The 16,876-nt window shown below is 46.3% G+C and carries 9 protein-coding genes and 1 pseudogene; all 10 read left to right on the top strand.

Features of this window, described 5'->3' with window-relative positions; translation table 11 throughout:
• Positions 1–59 precede the first annotated feature (59 nt).
• A complete protein-coding gene (locus DW036_RS20795; protein ID WP_229036214.1) occupies positions 60–515 on the top strand; it encodes a radical SAM-associated putative lipoprotein in 456 nt (151 codons plus the stop codon).
• The gene (locus DW036_RS20790; protein ID WP_118466012.1) at positions 508–1,578 is read left to right on the top strand and encodes a TIGR04133 family radical SAM/SPASM protein; all 1,071 of its coding nucleotides are present in this window, start codon (positions 508–510) and stop codon (positions 1,576–1,578) included. Before DW036_RS20795 ends, DW036_RS20790 begins: the two co-directional genes overlap by 8 nt.
• A 126-nt stretch (positions 1,579–1,704) precedes the next feature.
• On the top strand, positions 1,705–3,768 hold the full coding sequence (locus tag DW036_RS20785; RefSeq protein ID WP_118466011.1) for an acetate--CoA ligase family protein: 2,064 nt from the start codon (positions 1,705–1,707) through the stop codon (positions 3,766–3,768).
• An 80-nt stretch (positions 3,769–3,848) separates the two neighbouring features.
• Positions 3,849–8,021 carry a two-component regulator propeller domain-containing protein gene (locus DW036_RS20780; RefSeq protein WP_118466010.1) on the top strand — a complete coding sequence of 1,391 codons (4,173 nt, stop codon included), beginning with the start codon at positions 3,849–3,851 and terminating at the stop codon, positions 8,019–8,021.
• A gap of 122 nt (positions 8,022–8,143) precedes the next feature.
• Positions 8,144–10,306 carry an alpha-N-acetylglucosaminidase gene (locus DW036_RS20775; RefSeq protein WP_118466145.1) on the top strand — a complete coding sequence of 721 codons (2,163 nt, stop codon included), beginning with the start codon at positions 8,144–8,146 and terminating at the stop codon, positions 10,304–10,306.
• Between the two features lie 35 nt (positions 10,307–10,341).
• Positions 10,342–11,451, top strand: coding sequence for an acyltransferase family protein (locus DW036_RS20770; RefSeq protein WP_187374651.1), 1,110 nt, complete (start codon positions 10,342–10,344; stop codon positions 11,449–11,451).
• Between the two features lies 1 nt (position 11,452).
• Positions 11,453–13,777, top strand: a complete 2,325-nt coding sequence (locus DW036_RS20765) for a GH92 family glycosyl hydrolase (protein ID WP_118466008.1) — start codon at positions 11,453–11,455, stop codon at positions 13,775–13,777.
• A 26-nt stretch (positions 13,778–13,803) separates the two neighbouring features.
• On the top strand, positions 13,804–15,213 hold the full coding sequence (locus DW036_RS20760; protein ID WP_118466007.1) for a glycoside hydrolase family 28 protein: 1,410 nt from the start codon (positions 13,804–13,806) through the stop codon (positions 15,211–15,213).
• Between the two features lie 29 nt (positions 15,214–15,242).
• Entirely contained in the window at positions 15,243–16,484 is a 1,242-nt protein-coding gene (locus DW036_RS20755; protein WP_118466006.1) for a histidine-type phosphatase, read from the top strand.
• Positions 16,485–16,545: 61 nt separating this feature from the next.
• A pseudogene (locus tag DW036_RS26075) lies at positions 16,546–16,626 on the top strand (pyridoxamine 5'-phosphate oxidase family protein); the annotation flags it as partial.
• Positions 16,627–16,876 lie beyond the last annotated feature (250 nt).

Raw genomic sequence — 16,876 nt, 5'->3', positions numbered from 1 at the left:
TAAAAGAACAGCATTTTACAAAAAGGATATCTAATTTAAGAATGAACATGAGAAATGCTATGAAAATGAAGGAAGAGAAGAAACGATGGTTACATTTCTACAACCGGATATTGTCCGGCGTATTGGTCTTACTTGGTTTTAATGCATGTGACGGGACGGGGGCTGATGAATATGGAACACCTTATTGTCGTTTTGAGATTAAAGGTAAGGTACTTGATGAACTACGCGAACCTGTAAAGGATGCAAGGGTTATCGTAAAGGAACTTACGTCGGATGGAGAACCGATGGGAGCTTATTACACTGATACTCTGTATACTCAAGAGAATGGAGAGTTCCGATTCTTAAATGAGCAGGCAGGTGGCTATGGTAAATACCGCTTAGTATGTGAAGATTCACCGGGTATTTATAAAGCAGACTCAACTGACATAAAAATGGAGCCGACAGGTGGCAAAGGCTGGTATCAAGGCAGTGACACTAAAGAAGTAGATTTTGTACTGAAGAAAAAGAATGAATAATCTTTCAATACGTAAACAGCTTGCTCTGGAAATAAACCGGAAGATCTGGAATAACCTGAAAGAACTGCACCCTCTGAAGCAGCTCTTCTGGGAGTGCACTTTGCGTTGTAATCTCCACTGCAAGCATTGCGGAAGCGACTGCAAACGAATGGCGGCAGTGAAAGATATGCCTGCCGAAGATTTTCTGCGTACTATCGATTCCATTACTCCTTATGTAAATCCCAATAAAGTAAGTATCATCATCACCGGTGGAGAACCCCTGATGCGGGAAGACCTGGAAAAAGTCGGTCTGGCTCTCTACCGTCGTGGTTATCCGTGGGGCATGGTCTCCAACGGGTTTTATCTGACAAAGGAACGCTTGGAACGTCTCATGGCTGCCGGATTACACTCCATAACTATCAGTCTGGATGGTTTTGCCGAAGATCATAATTGGTTGCGGGGACATCCTGAGAGCCATCACAATGCTTTGGAAGCTATAAAGATGCTGGTGCACGAACCGGAACTGACCTGGGATGTGGTGACTTGCGTTAACCGACGTAACTACCCTTATCTGGACGAATTAAAAACATCTCTTTATAAAATAGGCGTTCGCCAATGGCGGATGTTTACTATCTTCCCGGTTGGCCGTGCTGCTTCGCACCCTGAGTTCCAGCTGACAGATGAAGAATTTACCGGACTTATGGACTTCATTAAAGAAACCCGTAAGGAGGGAAAGATACATCTGAGTTATGGCTGCGAAGGCTTTCTCGGCAAGTACGAAGGGGAAGTACGCGATAGCTTCTTCGCTTGTAATGCCGGTGTTACCGTCGGTTCTATCCTGATAGACGGTTCTATCTCTGCTTGTCCCAGTATCCGGAGTGATTTTCATCAAGGGAATATCTATCAGGACAATTTTATGCAGGTGTGGGAAGAACGCTTCCAGCCATTCCGTAACCGCGATTGGATGAAAAAAGATGCTTGTGGCGATTGTTCCTTCTTCCGTTATTGCGAGGGTAACGGGATGCATCTTCGTGATGAAAACGGTAATCTCCTGTTTTGTCATTCAAAGAGATTAGTGCGTTGACCTATTTCACTGCATTGAAATAAAAGTCTCAGGATTTGTTGGTAGAATTAGTACCTTTCCGATTGCAGGATTGCATAAAAGGCGTATATTTGTCACATTGTATCCTGAACTTAAAGTGAACAAACTATGATAACAAACCAATTGCTTCGTCCTGCCAGTATTGTAGTGGTGGGAGCATCCAATAATGTGCACAAGCCGGGAGGCGCCATCCTGCGTAATCTTATTAACGGTGGCTATACCGGAGAACTCCGTGCCGTAAACCCCAAAGAGACAGAAGTACAAGGTGTAACAGCTTATGCCGATGTGAAGGACATCCCCGATACGGATCTGGCTATACTTGCCATTCCGGCACAGATGTGTCCGGATGCTGTGGAGGTGCTTGCTGCTGAAAAACAGGTACGTGCGTTTATCATCCTTTCCGCCGGGTTTGGTGAGGAAACACATGAGGGTGCATTGCTGGAAGACCGTATTCTGGAAACAGTAAATAAGTATGGAGCTTCCTTGATAGGACCGAATTGCATTGGACTGATGAATACCTGGCATCATAGTGTGTTCAGCCAACCCATCCCGCAACTGCATCCACAAGGAGTCGATTTGATATCCAGTTCCGGTGCGACTGCCGTTTTCATTCTGGAGAGTGCCGTAACAAAAGGTTTGCAGTTCAACTCCGTTTGGTCTGTGGGAAATGCGAAGCAGATAGGTGTGGAAGACGTATTGCAATATATGGACGAGAACTTCCAACCGGACAAAGATTCTAAGATCAAATTACTCTATATCGAAAGTATCGGTGATCCTGACCGCCTGTTGTTCCACGCTTCTTCTTTAATTAAGAAAGGTTGTAAGATTGCTGCCATCAAGGCTGGCAGTAGCGAGAGTGGAAGCCGTGCGGCATCTTCGCATACAGGAGCCATTGCCAGTTCGGACTCGGCAGTGGAAGCTCTGTTCCGTAAAGCCGGTATTGTACGTTGCTACTCACGCGAAGAGCTGACGACAGTAGGATGCATCTTTACCCTGCCGGAATTGAAAGGGAAGAACTTCGCTATCATTACTCATGCCGGAGGTCCGGGAGTGATGCTGACCGATGCTTTGAGTAAAGGCGGACTGAATGTCCCTAAACTGGAAGGCCCGGTTGTAGATGAACTGAAAGGAAAACTCTTTCCCGGTGCGGCTGTAGGAAATCCGATTGATATCCTGGCTACGGGAACTCCCGATCATCTGCGGCTCTGTCTGGAATACTGCGAAGAGAAATTCGATACGATAGATGCCGTTTTGGCTATTTTCGGTACGCCGGGACTGGTTACCATGTTCGAAATGTACGATGTGCTGCATGAGAAGATGCAGACCTGCAGTAAACCTATCTTCCCCATTCTCCCTTCTATCAATACCGCCGGAGCGGAAGTTGCCGCTTTTCTTGCTAAAGGTCATGTGAACTTTGCCGATGAAGTGACGCTGGGCACAGCCTTGTCACGTATCATGAATGCTCCCCGTCCTGCTACTAATGAGATCGAGCTCTTTGGTGTGGATGTGCCGCGTATTCGCCGTATTATAGATTCTATTCCCGAAGACGGATATATCCAGCCGCATTATGTGCAGGCGTTGCTTCATGCTGCCGGTATTCCTATCGTTGAAGAATTCGTGTCTTCTAATAAAGACGAAATACTGGCCTTTGCCCGTCGTACAGGTTTCCCTGTGGTGGCAAAGGTTGTGGGGCCTGTTCATAAATCAGATGTCGGTGGCGTAGTGCTTAATATAAAAGGAGAACAGCATCTGGCGTTTGAATTTGAACGTATGATGCAAATTCCCGAAGTGACGGGGATACTGGTACAACCTATGCTGGCAGGTACGGAACTTTTTGTAGGTGCCAAGTATGAAGCTAAATTCGGTCATGTGGTGCTTTGCGGTTTGGGTGGCATCTTTGTGGAAGTGCTTAAAGACGTTTCTTCCGGTTTGGCACCACTTTCGTACGAAGAGGCTTACTCTATGATCCATTCTCTCCGCGCTTACAAGATTATCAAGGGAACGCGCGGACAGAAAGGGGTGAATGAGGATAAGTTTGCTGAGATTATCGTACGCCTCTCCACTTTGCTACGCTTTGCTACGGAGATTAAAGAAATGGATATTAATCCGCTTTTGGCTACGGAGAAACATGTGGTTGCAGTGGATGCCCGTATCCGGATAGAAAAGAAGTAGCTACGAGCTACAAGTTACGAGTGACGAGCATTGCGCAGCCACTTGTAGTTCGTAGCTTGTAACTCGTAACTTGAATTCATATGAAACAGCGTATCCTGATATTCCTCATTTGTCTGATGCAGCTTCCCCCGCTTTTTTCGGAAAGCATGGATCGCTTTTTCAGCCAGTACAACTTTAAGTTTATTACTGAAACTGCAGGGTTACCCTATAGTTTTGTGAGTGATATTTTCAAGGATTCCGAGGGATATGTATGGGTTGCTACGCATTACGGAATAGGTCGCTATGACGGTTACCAATTCCTGAACTATAGTACTCAAACGGAACCGATATGTCTCAAGAACGACTTTGTTCATAAGGTCTGTGAAGACAACTTCCGACGCCTTTGGATAGCCTCCGAGGGTGGCATCGACATTCTCAACCTGGATACTTATGTTTTGGTGGAGTTGCCTGTTCCATCAGACAGTCCGCTACGAAGGTTGATGAATGAAAACGTAAGTACGGTTTACAAGGACAAGCAAGGCGATGTCTGGATTTCCGCTAACAAGGATTTGTGGTGTATAGAACTGGATGCTGAAGGAGCTATAAAGAATTACTATCATCTGGAGAGTGAGTGTGCTTCTCCGGTACATGCCGTCACCGATCTGGGTTGGACAGTTTGTGCAGGTATTGACAATGAAGTGTGCCGCATCACGAAGCATGAAGGACATCTTCTGAAAGTGGAGAAGCTGTCTGACAGCCTGGTTTCTTTCAGTGAAGACTGGCGGATCTCCTGTATGCAGGTAGACGGTGATTTACTGTGGATTGGCTCTAACCGTGGCTTATTCAAATACCACCATGCCGGGCAAAGTCTGAAACGTTATCGTTACTCCACCCACCGCCCCGGAATGCTGAGCCAAGCCTATATAACGGATATTAAACTGACGGAACGGGGACACCTGATTGTATCCACCCTTAACGGACTGAATGTCTATGATAAAGACACGGATACTTTCTCATTCATTCGTCAGACCAGTGAACGAGGGGGAGTTACCATCAACTGTAATGCCATCAACTGCCTGTTTACCGATGGTGGGACTATTTGGCTGGGTACTGAAACTGGTGGCATCAACCTGCTCTCTCCGAAACGGCTTCAGACGAAACTGTGGACGTGTGGGAGTGCGGATACAGAAAACGATGCCCCTACGCCTGTGAATGCGGTGGATGAAGACAAGGACGGGAACCTCTGGATAGCCTTGGTAGAGCGCGGCCTGATGAAGTGGAATGAAGATAGTAAATCTTGCGTCCACCATCTCTTTTCTCCCAATGACATAACCTCTGTCAGCAACAATACCCTGATGGGTGTCCTGATAGATTCCGATAACCGCCTGTGGGCATATACCTGGGGTGTGGGGATTAATGAGATCGACTTGAATATCCCCAATAACCGTACCTTCAAGCGTTATACCTGTGAGAATATTCCTGAATTGGAAGGCGACTTTATCAACAGTGCCTGCGAAGATATGATTAATCATGGAATATGGTTCGGCTCCACGCGCGGAGTACACTTCTATGACAAGCGGAAGGATACTTTCGTTCGTGTACTGTTCGATCAGTCTGACAATGAGTTTGAGGCTATCTATGCTTTACTGATTGATAGTAAGAAACGACTCTGGGTAGGTACTACACAAGGTGTCTTTATCGTAGACCTTGCCTCTTTTGCCAAGTCGAATAAACGTTTTGATTATAAGTACCTCAAATATAAACTGGATAATCCGCAGTCCACTCAACTGGAAAAGATCAACAGTATTCTGGAAGACAAAAACGGTTCCATCTGGCTGGGAGGTAACGGAAACGGCTTGTATCAGTTGACGAGCGACAAGAATAATCACTTTGTGTTCAGAAACTATACGACGCGCCACGGGCTGTCTAATAATACAATTATCGGCATGGCCGAAGACGGACAGGGAAACTTGTGGCTGACCACGAATGATGGAGTGTCTCGGTTGAATATCCAGTCAATGACATTCAGCAACTATACGCAGGCCGATGGTTTGCCCGCTACCCAGTTTTATTGGAATGGTATCCATTACTCGGAAAGGTATGATTTTATCTATATGGCAACCATAGACGGACTGGTTATTATCCACCCTGACGATGAGGCTTCACAGCCTGCGGATTCGCATGTGAAACTTTCTTCCCTGGCTATTGGTGGAAATATGATTTATCCTTCCAGTGGTGATTATCTGAAAGAAAATATCACCCTTGCTTCCGGCATCTTTCTGCATGAACGGGAGAACCGTTTCTCCATAGGTTTTACTACGCAGAATTATGGAAACAGCAGCCGTATCCGTTTTGCTTATCGTCTGGAAGGGTACGAGGAGGAATGGAACGAAACTCAGCCGGGTGATGGCATGGCCCGGTATACGGCTGTTCCGCCGGGAAACTATACATTGCAGGTTCGCGCAACGGATGAGTTGGGACGCTGGTCGGAAGAGACGACTGAAATAGAAGTCGGAATCACACCTTATTTTTATAAGTCCGGTTGGTTCTACCTGCTCCTTGTCATAGCCATTTGCATTGCTATCTATTTATTCTATAAGCGCAAGACCCGGAGCTATCGTGAACAGAAAGCACGATTGGAAAAGGAAGTGGAACTGCGTACGCAGGAACTGGCTGTCCAGAATAAGCAATTGGAGACCATGGCCCAGCACGTGAAAGAGATTACGGAAGAGAAGATTGCCTTCTTTACAAATATCACGCATGAGTTCCGCACTCCGGTTACATTGATTCACGGTCCCATTGAGCATGCCCTGAAGGAGACGCAGGACGAGGCGGTGAAGGCACAGTTACAGATAGCCGAACGGAATTCACGGTATCTGCTCTCCCTGGTCAATGAACTGATGGACTTCCGGAAACTGGACATCGATAAAGTGGTGTTGGATAAGCGCTCCTCGAATTTTGTCGAGTTCTTATCTGAGTTGCTGATACCTTTCAGGGTTTTTGCAAAGGAGAGGCAGATTGATATATGCACTTATTTCCGATTGGAGAATCCTTTCCTGATGATTGATCCCGGATATATGCGTAAGGTGCTGGTTAATTTGGTTTCGAATGCAATTAAGTTTACGCCCGACGGTGGTCGCATTGATATATTTGTGGCATCCATTAAAGATGAAGGCGGAGAGAAGTTGCTCTATATGAATGTATGTGATACGGGACACGGTATTGTGACAGAAGACATGGAGAAGATTTTCGACCGTTTCTATCAGTCTAAGAAGAGTACGAAATATCCGGTTTACGGGCAGAGTGGTACGGGTATCGGTCTTTTCCTGTGTAAACGGATTGTATACTTGCATGGAGGAGAGATTTTTGCCCGTAATAATCCCGGGCGAGGGGCTTCGTTCCGTATGTTGATGCCGTTGGTTCCCGGTGAACAAGTGGAAACAAGAGGAGAAATAGTGGAAGATCCCGGTACTGTGTACCTGCCGGATACCTTACAACCGGAAGATACACAGAAGAAAGAGACCATCTTGATTGTGGAAGATAATAAGGATATGCGCTCGTATATCCGTACGTTGCTTGTGGGCGATTACCGTTTGTTTGAGGCAGGTGATGGGCAGGAAGCTCTTGAAATAGTTCAGAAGCATACGATAGATTTAATAGTTAGCGACCTGATGATGCCTGTGATGGATGGTATGGAGTTGTCCCGCCGCATCAAGGAGAATCTGGCCACTTCGCATATTCCGTTCCTTATGCTTACGGCACTTCGCTCGGATGTGCAGGAAAAGAGGAGCTTCGAAATAGGCGTGGACGAGTATCTCTGTAAGCCTTTCGATGAAGAAGTGCTCCGGCTTCGTATTCGCAATATCCTGAATTTGCGGAAGAAGTATAAGAAGATGTTCTCATCCAGCAGCAATGTGGAAGAACTGCATGTGAAGGAAGAGTCGCGGGACAAGACATTCATTACGAATGCCGTCAACCTGATGAAGGAGCACTATGCCGATGCAGAATATAACCTGGAACGTTTTGTGCGTGATATGGGATATAGCAAGACGCTCGTCAACAAAAAAATGCAGGACCTCACAGGGCAACCTATCGGACAGTTTATGAAGAATTACCGTCTGAACGTGGCGCAACGAATGATACAGGAAGGACCTGGAGACATCAATGTTTCTGAGATAGCTTATGCTGTAGGTTTTAATGATCCGAAGTACTTCACAAAGTGTTTTAAAGAATTCTTTGGGTATTTACCGAGTTCGAAACTGGGAAAGAAATAGAGACTCCTCACTTTATATTTCTGTCTCATTCTTTACTATATTCGTCCCAAACTTTTCTATTTTCTCCTTATATAAAAAAATAAACGCTTACTTTTGCACATCACCCAGAAGTAATGAATACCATGAAAACCAAACTCTGTTTAGTCATTTTGTTAATAGTAGGTTTGTCTACTTATTTATCTGCCAACCCCGTCAACGGTCTGCTTGAAAGAATTGATAAGGGAGCATCTAAGAAATTTGTTATTGAACTCAATAAAGGTACGGACGACTTTTTTGAACTGGATCAGAAAGGTAGTAAAGTTGTTGTCCGTGGTAATAACTACGTGAATATAGCGACAGGTATCAACTGGTATCTGAAATATTATGCCGGTATCCAGCTATCATGGAACGGCATGCAGGTATCGCTTCCCCAAGTACTTCCTGCTGTTCCCCAGAAAGAACGTCACGAAACGTCCCTCTCACTTCGTTATGATTTCAACTATTGCACCTACTCTTATACGATGGCTTTCTGGGATTGGGAGCGCTGGGAGAAAGAAATAGACTGGATGGCCCTGCATGGCATCAATCTTCCTTTGGCCGCCGTAGGGCAGGAGTGTATTTGGTTCAATATGCTCCAAAAGCTGGGATATTCCAAAGAAGAAATAAACAGCTTTATAGCCGGCCCCGCCTTCTTGGCTTGGTGGGCCATGAATAATCTGGAAGGATGGGGCGGCCCCAACCCCGACTCTTGGTACGCACAGCAGGAAGCTCTGCAGAAGAAAATATTGAAGCGCATGCGTGAGTATGGCATCAAACCTGTATTTCCGGGATATTCCGGAATGGTTCCGCATGATGCTGACGAGAAGTTGGGACTGAACTTGACCAAGTCCGATCTGTGGAATGGTTTTACCCGTCCGGCTTTCTTGCAGCCTACTGATGCCCGTTTTGCCGAGATAGCAGATTTGTATTACCGGGAGCAGGAGAAGCTTTTCGGCAAGGCAGATTATTACTCTATGGACCCCTTCCATGAAGCAGAAAATGCCGCTTCGGTAGATTTCGATGCAGCCGGCCGGGCCATCATGACGGCTATGAAGAAAGTGAATCCGAAAGCCACCTGGGTAGTGCAGGGTTGGACGGAGAATCCTCGCCCTGAAATGATAAAGAATATGCAGAACGGAGATCTGCTGATACTGGACCTCTTCAGCGAGTGTCGCCCTATGTGGGGAATCCCTTCCATTTGGAAGCGCGACCAGGGTTATGAGCAGCACGACTGGCTTTTCTGTATGTTGCTCAACTTCGGCGGTAATGTCGGTCTGCACGGCCGCATGGATCAGTTACTCAACAACTTCTATCTGACAAAGAACAACCCGCTGGCAACTCATCTGAAAGGTATCGGTCTCACCATGGAAGGCTCGGAGAATAACCCCATGATGTTCGAACTGATGTGCGAACTGCCTTGGCGCCCGGAGAAATTCACGAAAGAGGAATGGTTGAAAGATTATCTCTTTGCCCGTTACGGCGTGCGCGACGAGAAGATAGAACAGGCATGGACTCTGCTTGCCAATACCATTTATAACTGCCCCTTCGGAAATAATCAGCAAGGCCCTCATGAATCCATCTTCTGTGGACGTCCTTCGATGAACAACTTCCAGGCATCGAGCTGGTCGAAGATGAAGAACTATTACGACCCCACTGTTACGGAAGAAGCTGCCCGGCTGATGCTGGAGGTAGCCGATAAATACCGTGGTAACAATAACTTCGAATACGACTTGGTAGACATGGTTCGCCAGTCCCTTTCGGATAAAGGACGCATTGTGTACAATCGTACCATTGCCGACTTCAAGAGCTTTGATAAACGCAGTTTTGCCCGTGACTCCCGGAAATTCCTGGATATACTGCTGTTACAGGATAAATTGTTGGGTACACGCAGTGAATTCCGTGTAGGTCGCTGGATAGAGCAGGCACGTAAGTTGGGCACTACTCCCGAAGAAAAAGATTTGTACGAATGGAATGCCCGTGTACAGATAACTACTTGGGGCAATCGTGTTTGTGCTGACGACGGCGGTTTGCGCGACTATGCCCATAAGGAATGGAACGGCATTCTGCGCGATTTTTACTATAAACGTTGGGCGGCTTATTGGCAAACCCTCCAAGATCAACTGGATGGTAAACCCGAAGTTAAGTTGGATTATTACGCTATGGAAGAACCCTGGACATTGGCGAAGAATCCGTATGGTTCGGCTCCCGAAGGAAACTGTGTGGATGTGGCAAAAGAAGTGTTTGAGAAAGTGTTTGGGAATGAGTGATTAGTGGTTAGTGGTTAGTGATTAACGCCCTACAGATGATGGAAAATATTCACCCCCCAATTTCCGGTTATCCGCAAAAGAAGCGCCTCTTGTCTCTCGACGTGTTGCGTGGAATCACCGTTGTCGGAATGATTCTCGTCAACAATTCCGGTGGAAAGCTATCCTACGACTCCCTGCAACATTCTGCATGGAATGGGCTGACGCTTTGTGACCTGGTTTTTCCGTTCTTCCTGTTCATCATGGGCATTTCCACTTACATTGCTCTGAGCAAGTTCCATTTCCAGGCATCAGGTCCGGTGATTCGTAAGATACTGAAACGTACTCTTGTCATTCTGTGCATCGGCTGGGCCATTCATTGGTTTCACTTTATCTGTGAGGGCGATTTCTTCCCCCTTGCCCATCTCCGGCTTACGGGAGTGTTGCCACGTATCGCTTTATGTTATTGTGCCGTTTCCTTCGTAGCTCTGTATGTCAAGCCTAAGTATATCGGCTGGATAATCGGTTTCCTTATTATCGGATATGCCGTCTTGCTCGGTATTGGCAACGGATACACCCCCGATAGCACAAATATCCTGGCAATCATAGACCGGAATGTATTGGGTGCAGACCACCTTTATCATAAAAGCCCGATAGATCCGGAAGGACTTACCAGCACCCTTGCCGCTATTGCTCATACATTGATTGGCTTTTGTTGCGGGAGGATCATACTGGCTAAGGAAGTTTTGGAACAGAAAATCCTGAAACTGTTTGTGGCAGGCTTTATTCTGATGGCATGCGGTTTTGTGCTGACGGAGGCTTTGCCGTTGAATAAGCGTATCTGGTCGCCTACCTTCGTACTGGTCACTTGCGGACTGGCTGCCATGCTTCAGGCTGTACTGATTTACTTCATCGATATGAAAGAGAAGAAGAACTGGTGCCGCTTCTTTGAGATATTCGGAGTCAACCCGTTGTTTCTCTATGTACTCAGTGAGGTGGTGGCTATTGTTATCGGTGCTACCGGAAGCAAACCGGTTATTTATGAAGGGATACATTCATTGATAGCCGATCCTTATCTGGCATCTGCCGTTTACGCCCTTGCTTTCACGTTGTTGATGGGAGCGTGCGGCTATCCACTGTATAAAAAGAAAATCTATATAAAAATATAACATGAAACGAACGATCTATACATATTGCTCCCTATTATTGGCAGCTGCCTTGCTGCCGGGTACCACTTCGTGCACCGGACGTTGTGGAACGGATGATGAGTCGCGGTTATCCTATATCGACACCCGCGTCGGCACTGCCCCCAGTGCTACCCATACAGCCGGGTTGTTCGGCAGGGATACGGAAGAATACGGGCAAACCCTTCCGGCAGTACTCGAACCCAACGGAATGAACTTCTGGACTGCGCAGACGCGTGATACGGAACAAAAATGTGTAGCTCCCTATTATTATGCAGATTCCCTGTTGCAAGGTTTTCGTAATTCCCATTGGATTGTGGGCGGATGTACGCAGGATTACGGTTCTATGACCCTGATGCCTCTCTTCGGCACACTGCGTTGTCAGCCGGAAGCACGTTCCACCCGTTTCTCGCATGCCGAGGAAATGGCGACTCCCGCCTATTATAGGGTTTCTCTACCGGATGAGAATATCTTTGCTGAAATGACGGGCCGTTCGCGTTCCGCTATCTTCCGTTTCACCTACGGAAAAGCAGGAAAAGGTTATCTGGTAGTGAATCCCAACAGTGATGAAGGTCAGGGATACATCTGCATCGATACCCTCAACAATCAGATCTACGGATACAATCCCGTTCACCGCATTTATCAGGGCTGGGGAAAATCGGCAGGGTATAGCGGACATTTCATCGTTCAGCTGCAAAAGAAGCCGACGGGATACGGTGTGTTCAGGGGAGATTCCCTGTCTCAAGGTGTCACCCAGATAGGTGATGCGGCACAGATAGGGGCTTATATAGAATTTGATGTAGCTGAAGGTGAAGAAGTGCTGGTAAAGGCAGCTTCCTCCTTTACCGACCGGGACGGTGTTTTGCAGAACCTGAAGGCTGAAATCCCTCATTGGGACTTCGGTCAGACTTGCACAGATTTGAGACAGATCTGGGAGAAACATCTCTCCGCTATTGATGTAGAGACCGAACAGCTTGCAGACAAGGAAATGTTTTACGGTGCTTTCTATCGTGCCTCTTTCTTGCCGCATACATTCAATGATGTGGATGGGCGTTATCCCTCTTTTGCGAATGGAACCCCGATACGGCAACTTCCTGAAGGAGAAATGTATTATGAAGATTACAGCATGTGGGATACCTACCGTGCCCTGCATCCAATGATAAATCTGCTTTTCCCGACCAAGGGCGGAGATATGATGCAATCTCTGGTGCATAAATATGAGCAAGGCGGCTGGTTACCCATCTTTCCTTGCTGGAATAGCTATACCGCCGCTATGATAGGCGATCATTGTATCTCCGCCATCAGTGATGCCTACTGTAAGGGCATTCGTAATTTCGATGTGGACAAGGCTTATGAAGGAATGCGTAAGAATGCTTTTGAAACTCCTTCCAACCCTGATGAATATAAAAATGGTATGGGCCGCCGTGCCCTGACTTCTTATCTGGAATATGGATATATTCCTCTTGAAGACGGTGTACCCGATGCATTCCACACGAAAGAACAAGTATCGCGTACCCTGGAATATGCTTATGATGACTTTGCCCTTGCACAGCTGGCGAAAGCTCTGGGTAAGACAGATGATTACCAGGCATTGATACAGCGTGCTGCCAATTATCGCAATGTGATTGATCCCCGTACCGGATATGCCCAGGGACGTCATGCCGATGGTACTTTCCTGAATGATGCCAATGCTTTCAATTTCGCCCGTTTCATTACTGAGGGCGCTCCTTGCCATTATACCTGGTATGTGCCGCAAGATCCGTATGGATTGATGGATTGTATGGGAGGCAAGGATAAGTATGTAGCCAAACTGGATTCCATGTTCAGCGAACAGCGTTACTGGCATGGAAACGAGCCGTGTCATCAGGTTGCCTATATGTTCAATTATGCAGGCGAGCCTTGGAAAACTCAACGTGCCGTCCGGCATATTATGGAAACGGAATATCTGAATGAACCGGGTGGACTTTCCGGTAATGACGATGCCGGACAGATGTCGGCCTGGTATATGTTTGCCGCTATGGGATTCTATCCGGTATGTCCCGGTACCCCGTATTATATACTTGCCAGCCCCTCATTCCCCAGCTTTACGCTGAATCTTGAGAGTGGAAAGACATTTACCATGAAAGCCCGCAATGCGTCGCAGAAGAATATTTATATCCAGTCGGCAACGCTGAACGGAAAGCTTTATACACGGAATTATATTACCCATCAGGATATAGTGAACGGTGGTGTGATGGAGTTTGTAATGGGGAATGAACCGAATAAAGAATGGGGAGCGGGAGCAGAAAACTGTCCGCCGGAAGTAATGTAGTTTAATTTAAGAAAGATATACTTAATATGAGAGTAAAAGCATTCTTGTTTGCCCTATGCAGCATCTTGCTGTTAGGGGCGTGCGGCACTCCGAAGACCGGAGGAACTATCTACAACATTATGGACTACGGAGCCAAAGGTGACGGCATGACCGATGATGCCGCAGCTATACAAGCTGCTATCGACCAGTGTTCCAAGTCGGGTGGCGGAACGGTACTTGTTCCGGCAGGGCGTACTTTCATGTGCAGTCCTTTCCATCTTGCCTCGTTTGTAGAACTACACCTGGAACCTAATTCCTGTCTGCTTGCCAATCCCGATGAGGCTGCCTATACATTGAGTGCTTTCCGCGATAACCGTGGTGAAGGTATGATGTGGATTTATGGTCAAGACCTGAAAGAGGTATCCATCACCGGAACAGGAGCTATAGACGGAAACGGTGTCTCCTTTATGGGTAAGGAACTGGAAGATTCTTACGAGCTGAAACCGGTGACCGACTTCGATCCCCGTCCGCATGTGCTGACGCTTATCAATATAGAGAAGACAGTGATTCGTGATGTAACCATCCGCAACAGTGCCTATTGGACGGTTCATCTCATTGGTTGCAACGATGCCTCCATTGATGGTATCTCTATTCTGAACAATCTGAAGATACGCAACGGCGACGGTATCGATGTAGACCATTCCAGGAATGTGCGCATTGCCAATTGCCATATAGAATCGGGTGATGACTGTATCTGCCTGAAGAATCGCCGCGAGTTTGAGGAGTACGGTTCGTGCGAAGACATTGTGGTGACCAACTGTACCATGGTTTCCCGTTCCTGTGCCATCAAGATCGGTTCGGAAAATATGGATAAGATTAATAACGTACTGTTCAATAACTGTATCATTAAGAATAGCAACCGCGGCATTGGTATTCAGAACCGGGATGAAGGAACGGTTACCAACGTAATTTTCTCTAATATGATTGTAGATTGTATGTTCTACTCGGATGTCTGGTGGGGGAAAGCGGAACCCATTTACGTGACTTCTTATCCGCGTGCCGTAGGTAATCATAAGGATGCCGGTTGGCGCTTTCCGAAGGGAGCTACCGAAGGACGTTGTGGAGAAGTGAGCCGTATTTATTTCACAAATATCAAGTGTACCAGCGAGAACGGTATTTTTGTAGGCGGGGATACACAGAACAAAGTGAACCATATCTACTTTGAAAACGTAGACCTGCTGTTGCAGAAACGTACTGCCTATGAGGGCGGCATTTATGATAAACGTCCGTGCGTAGGCGAAGGATTCATTTATGATAAGACGTATGGCTTCTATATCGATACGGCATCTGATATCCTGATAGATGATTGTACTGTTACCTGGGGAGATATACGTCCCGATCAGGCAGCTGAAGGCATTGGGCAGAAGGATGTTCGTAATCTGAAAGTAAAGGAATAAAAGAGTGATAACTTAAATTCGTCACGAAGATGAGACAAAGCATAATTTTTATATTGTATTTACTGTGTACTTTCACCGCTCGTTCCCAGTCCGTATTGACGCCGGAGCAGGCAGGAAGTATTTATTATGCTTATCCTGCCCCTACATCTGTCCATACCCCTGCTCCGGCAGGATACGAGCCTTTCTATATCAGTCATTACGGTCGTCATGGCTCCCGTTGGATGACAGCGGATGAACGTTATACGGAAGTCATCTGTGTTTTTGATTCCCTTTATCAATGTTCTGAGCTTACTCCTCTTGGCATGGATGTTCGTCAGCGTCTGCACAAGGTTTGGGAAGATGCCCGCGGATGTAGTGGAAGTATTACTCCCCTTGGCGAACGTCAACATCGTGAGATAGCTGAACGCATGTATCACAATTTCCCGCAAGTATTCCGGGAAGATGCTTTTATAGACGCCCGTTCGTCCACTTCTCTGCGTTGTGCTATGAGCATGAGCTATTTTACGGAACGCTTGAAAGAACTGAATCCTGCCTTGCATGTGGAGCGTAGGGCTTACCATCGGTATATGGATTATATAGCTTACACTTCTACCGAAGGTGAGAAGTTTTCTTCAGAGAAAGCTCCATGGAGACGTGGGTTCAGGGAATTTGAAAAGAAGAACGTTCGTACCGGGCGCATGATGGCTTCCCTGTTTGTGAAACCTGATGCGATAACTGATCCGGATGCCATGATGCGCAGCCTTTATTGGATTGCTGCCGATATGCAGAATGTAGAGTTGGATTTGTCCTTCTATGATATCTTTGAATATGAGGAGTTGGTAGGCATTTGGAAGACGGTGAATGCCCGCATGTACGTGTGTAATGCTGCTGCTCCGCTCAATGGCGGTCTGATGCCTCGCTGTGCTGTGCCTTTGTTGCGCAATATTCTGGAAAGTGCGGATGTTGCTATAAAGAAAGGTACTCCTGCGGCAGATCTCCGTTTCGGGCATGATACCCACCTCATCCGTCTGCTTGCTTTGATGCAAATAGAAGGATGTAGCAATCAGGAGACGGATATGGAAAAATTCCATCTTGCCTGGCAAGATTATCGGGTCTCTCCTATGGGAGCCAATCTACAAATCATTTTCTATCGTGATAAGAAGAATGATATACTGGTGAAGCTGTTGCTGAATGAGAATGAAGTAATTTTACCGATAAAGAGTAAATTTGGCCCTTATTATTCGTGGAATGTAGTGAAAGGCTTTTTGGAAAAACAGACCAGAATAAATTAAATATGAGCTGTGGGGGCAATACTCCGCATAGCTTCTGCGATACGGTGGAGGATGTCGGAACGTGCGCAACGTAAAAGTGTGGGAAGTAAAAGTCGAGAAGATGAGTTGCAGATCATTCGGATTGCGCCCAAGCGAGGTATAATCTTCCCTGCACCACACAAAACATTCCTTTTTCCCTTCCAAACTTATTAATGTAAATAAATCAGACTGCATTGATTCCTCATTGACATGCACTTACATATTTTCATAAAATTAATATCTAAAACTATTTGTTTGCTATATTAAAATCAAATATATTTGCAAGAGAGAAAACAATTATTTTATTTTTAAAATGCAAACAAATGCAATCAAATTATGAAAAGCCAATCTTTTAAACCAAAAAGTAGAGAGCC

It is taken from the genome of Bacteroides sp. AF39-11AC (genome assembly GCF_003474285.1).
In the GTDB taxonomy this organism is placed as follows: Bacteria; Bacteroidota; Bacteroidia; order Bacteroidales; family Bacteroidaceae; genus Bacteroides.
The sequence above is the reverse complement of the archived record's forward strand: the minus strand, read 5'-3'. Positions and strand labels throughout refer to the sequence as shown.

What these genes read in the sequence shown, in the direction of transcription:
- DW036_RS20795 (WP_229036214.1), top strand. Translation starts at nt 60, where the DNA reads ATGAAAATGAAGGAAGAGAAGAAACGATGGTTACATTTCTACAACCGG.
- DW036_RS20790 (WP_118466012.1), top strand. Translation starts at nt 508, where the DNA reads ATGAATAATCTTTCAATACGTAAACAGCTTGCTCTGGAAATAAACCGG.
- DW036_RS20785 (WP_118466011.1), top strand. Translation starts at nt 1,705, where the DNA reads ATGATAACAAACCAATTGCTTCGTCCTGCCAGTATTGTAGTGGTGGGA.
- DW036_RS20780 (WP_118466010.1), top strand. Translation starts at nt 3,849, where the DNA reads ATGAAACAGCGTATCCTGATATTCCTCATTTGTCTGATGCAGCTTCCC.
- DW036_RS20775 (WP_118466145.1), top strand. Translation starts at nt 8,144, where the DNA reads ATGAAAACCAAACTCTGTTTAGTCATTTTGTTAATAGTAGGTTTGTCT.
- DW036_RS20770 (WP_187374651.1), top strand. Translation starts at nt 10,342, where the DNA reads ATGATGGAAAATATTCACCCCCCAATTTCCGGTTATCCGCAAAAGAAG.
- DW036_RS20765 (WP_118466008.1), top strand. Translation starts at nt 11,453, where the DNA reads ATGAAACGAACGATCTATACATATTGCTCCCTATTATTGGCAGCTGCC.
- DW036_RS20760 (WP_118466007.1), top strand. Translation starts at nt 13,804, where the DNA reads ATGAGAGTAAAAGCATTCTTGTTTGCCCTATGCAGCATCTTGCTGTTA.
- DW036_RS20755 (WP_118466006.1), top strand. Translation starts at nt 15,243, where the DNA reads ATGAGACAAAGCATAATTTTTATATTGTATTTACTGTGTACTTTCACC.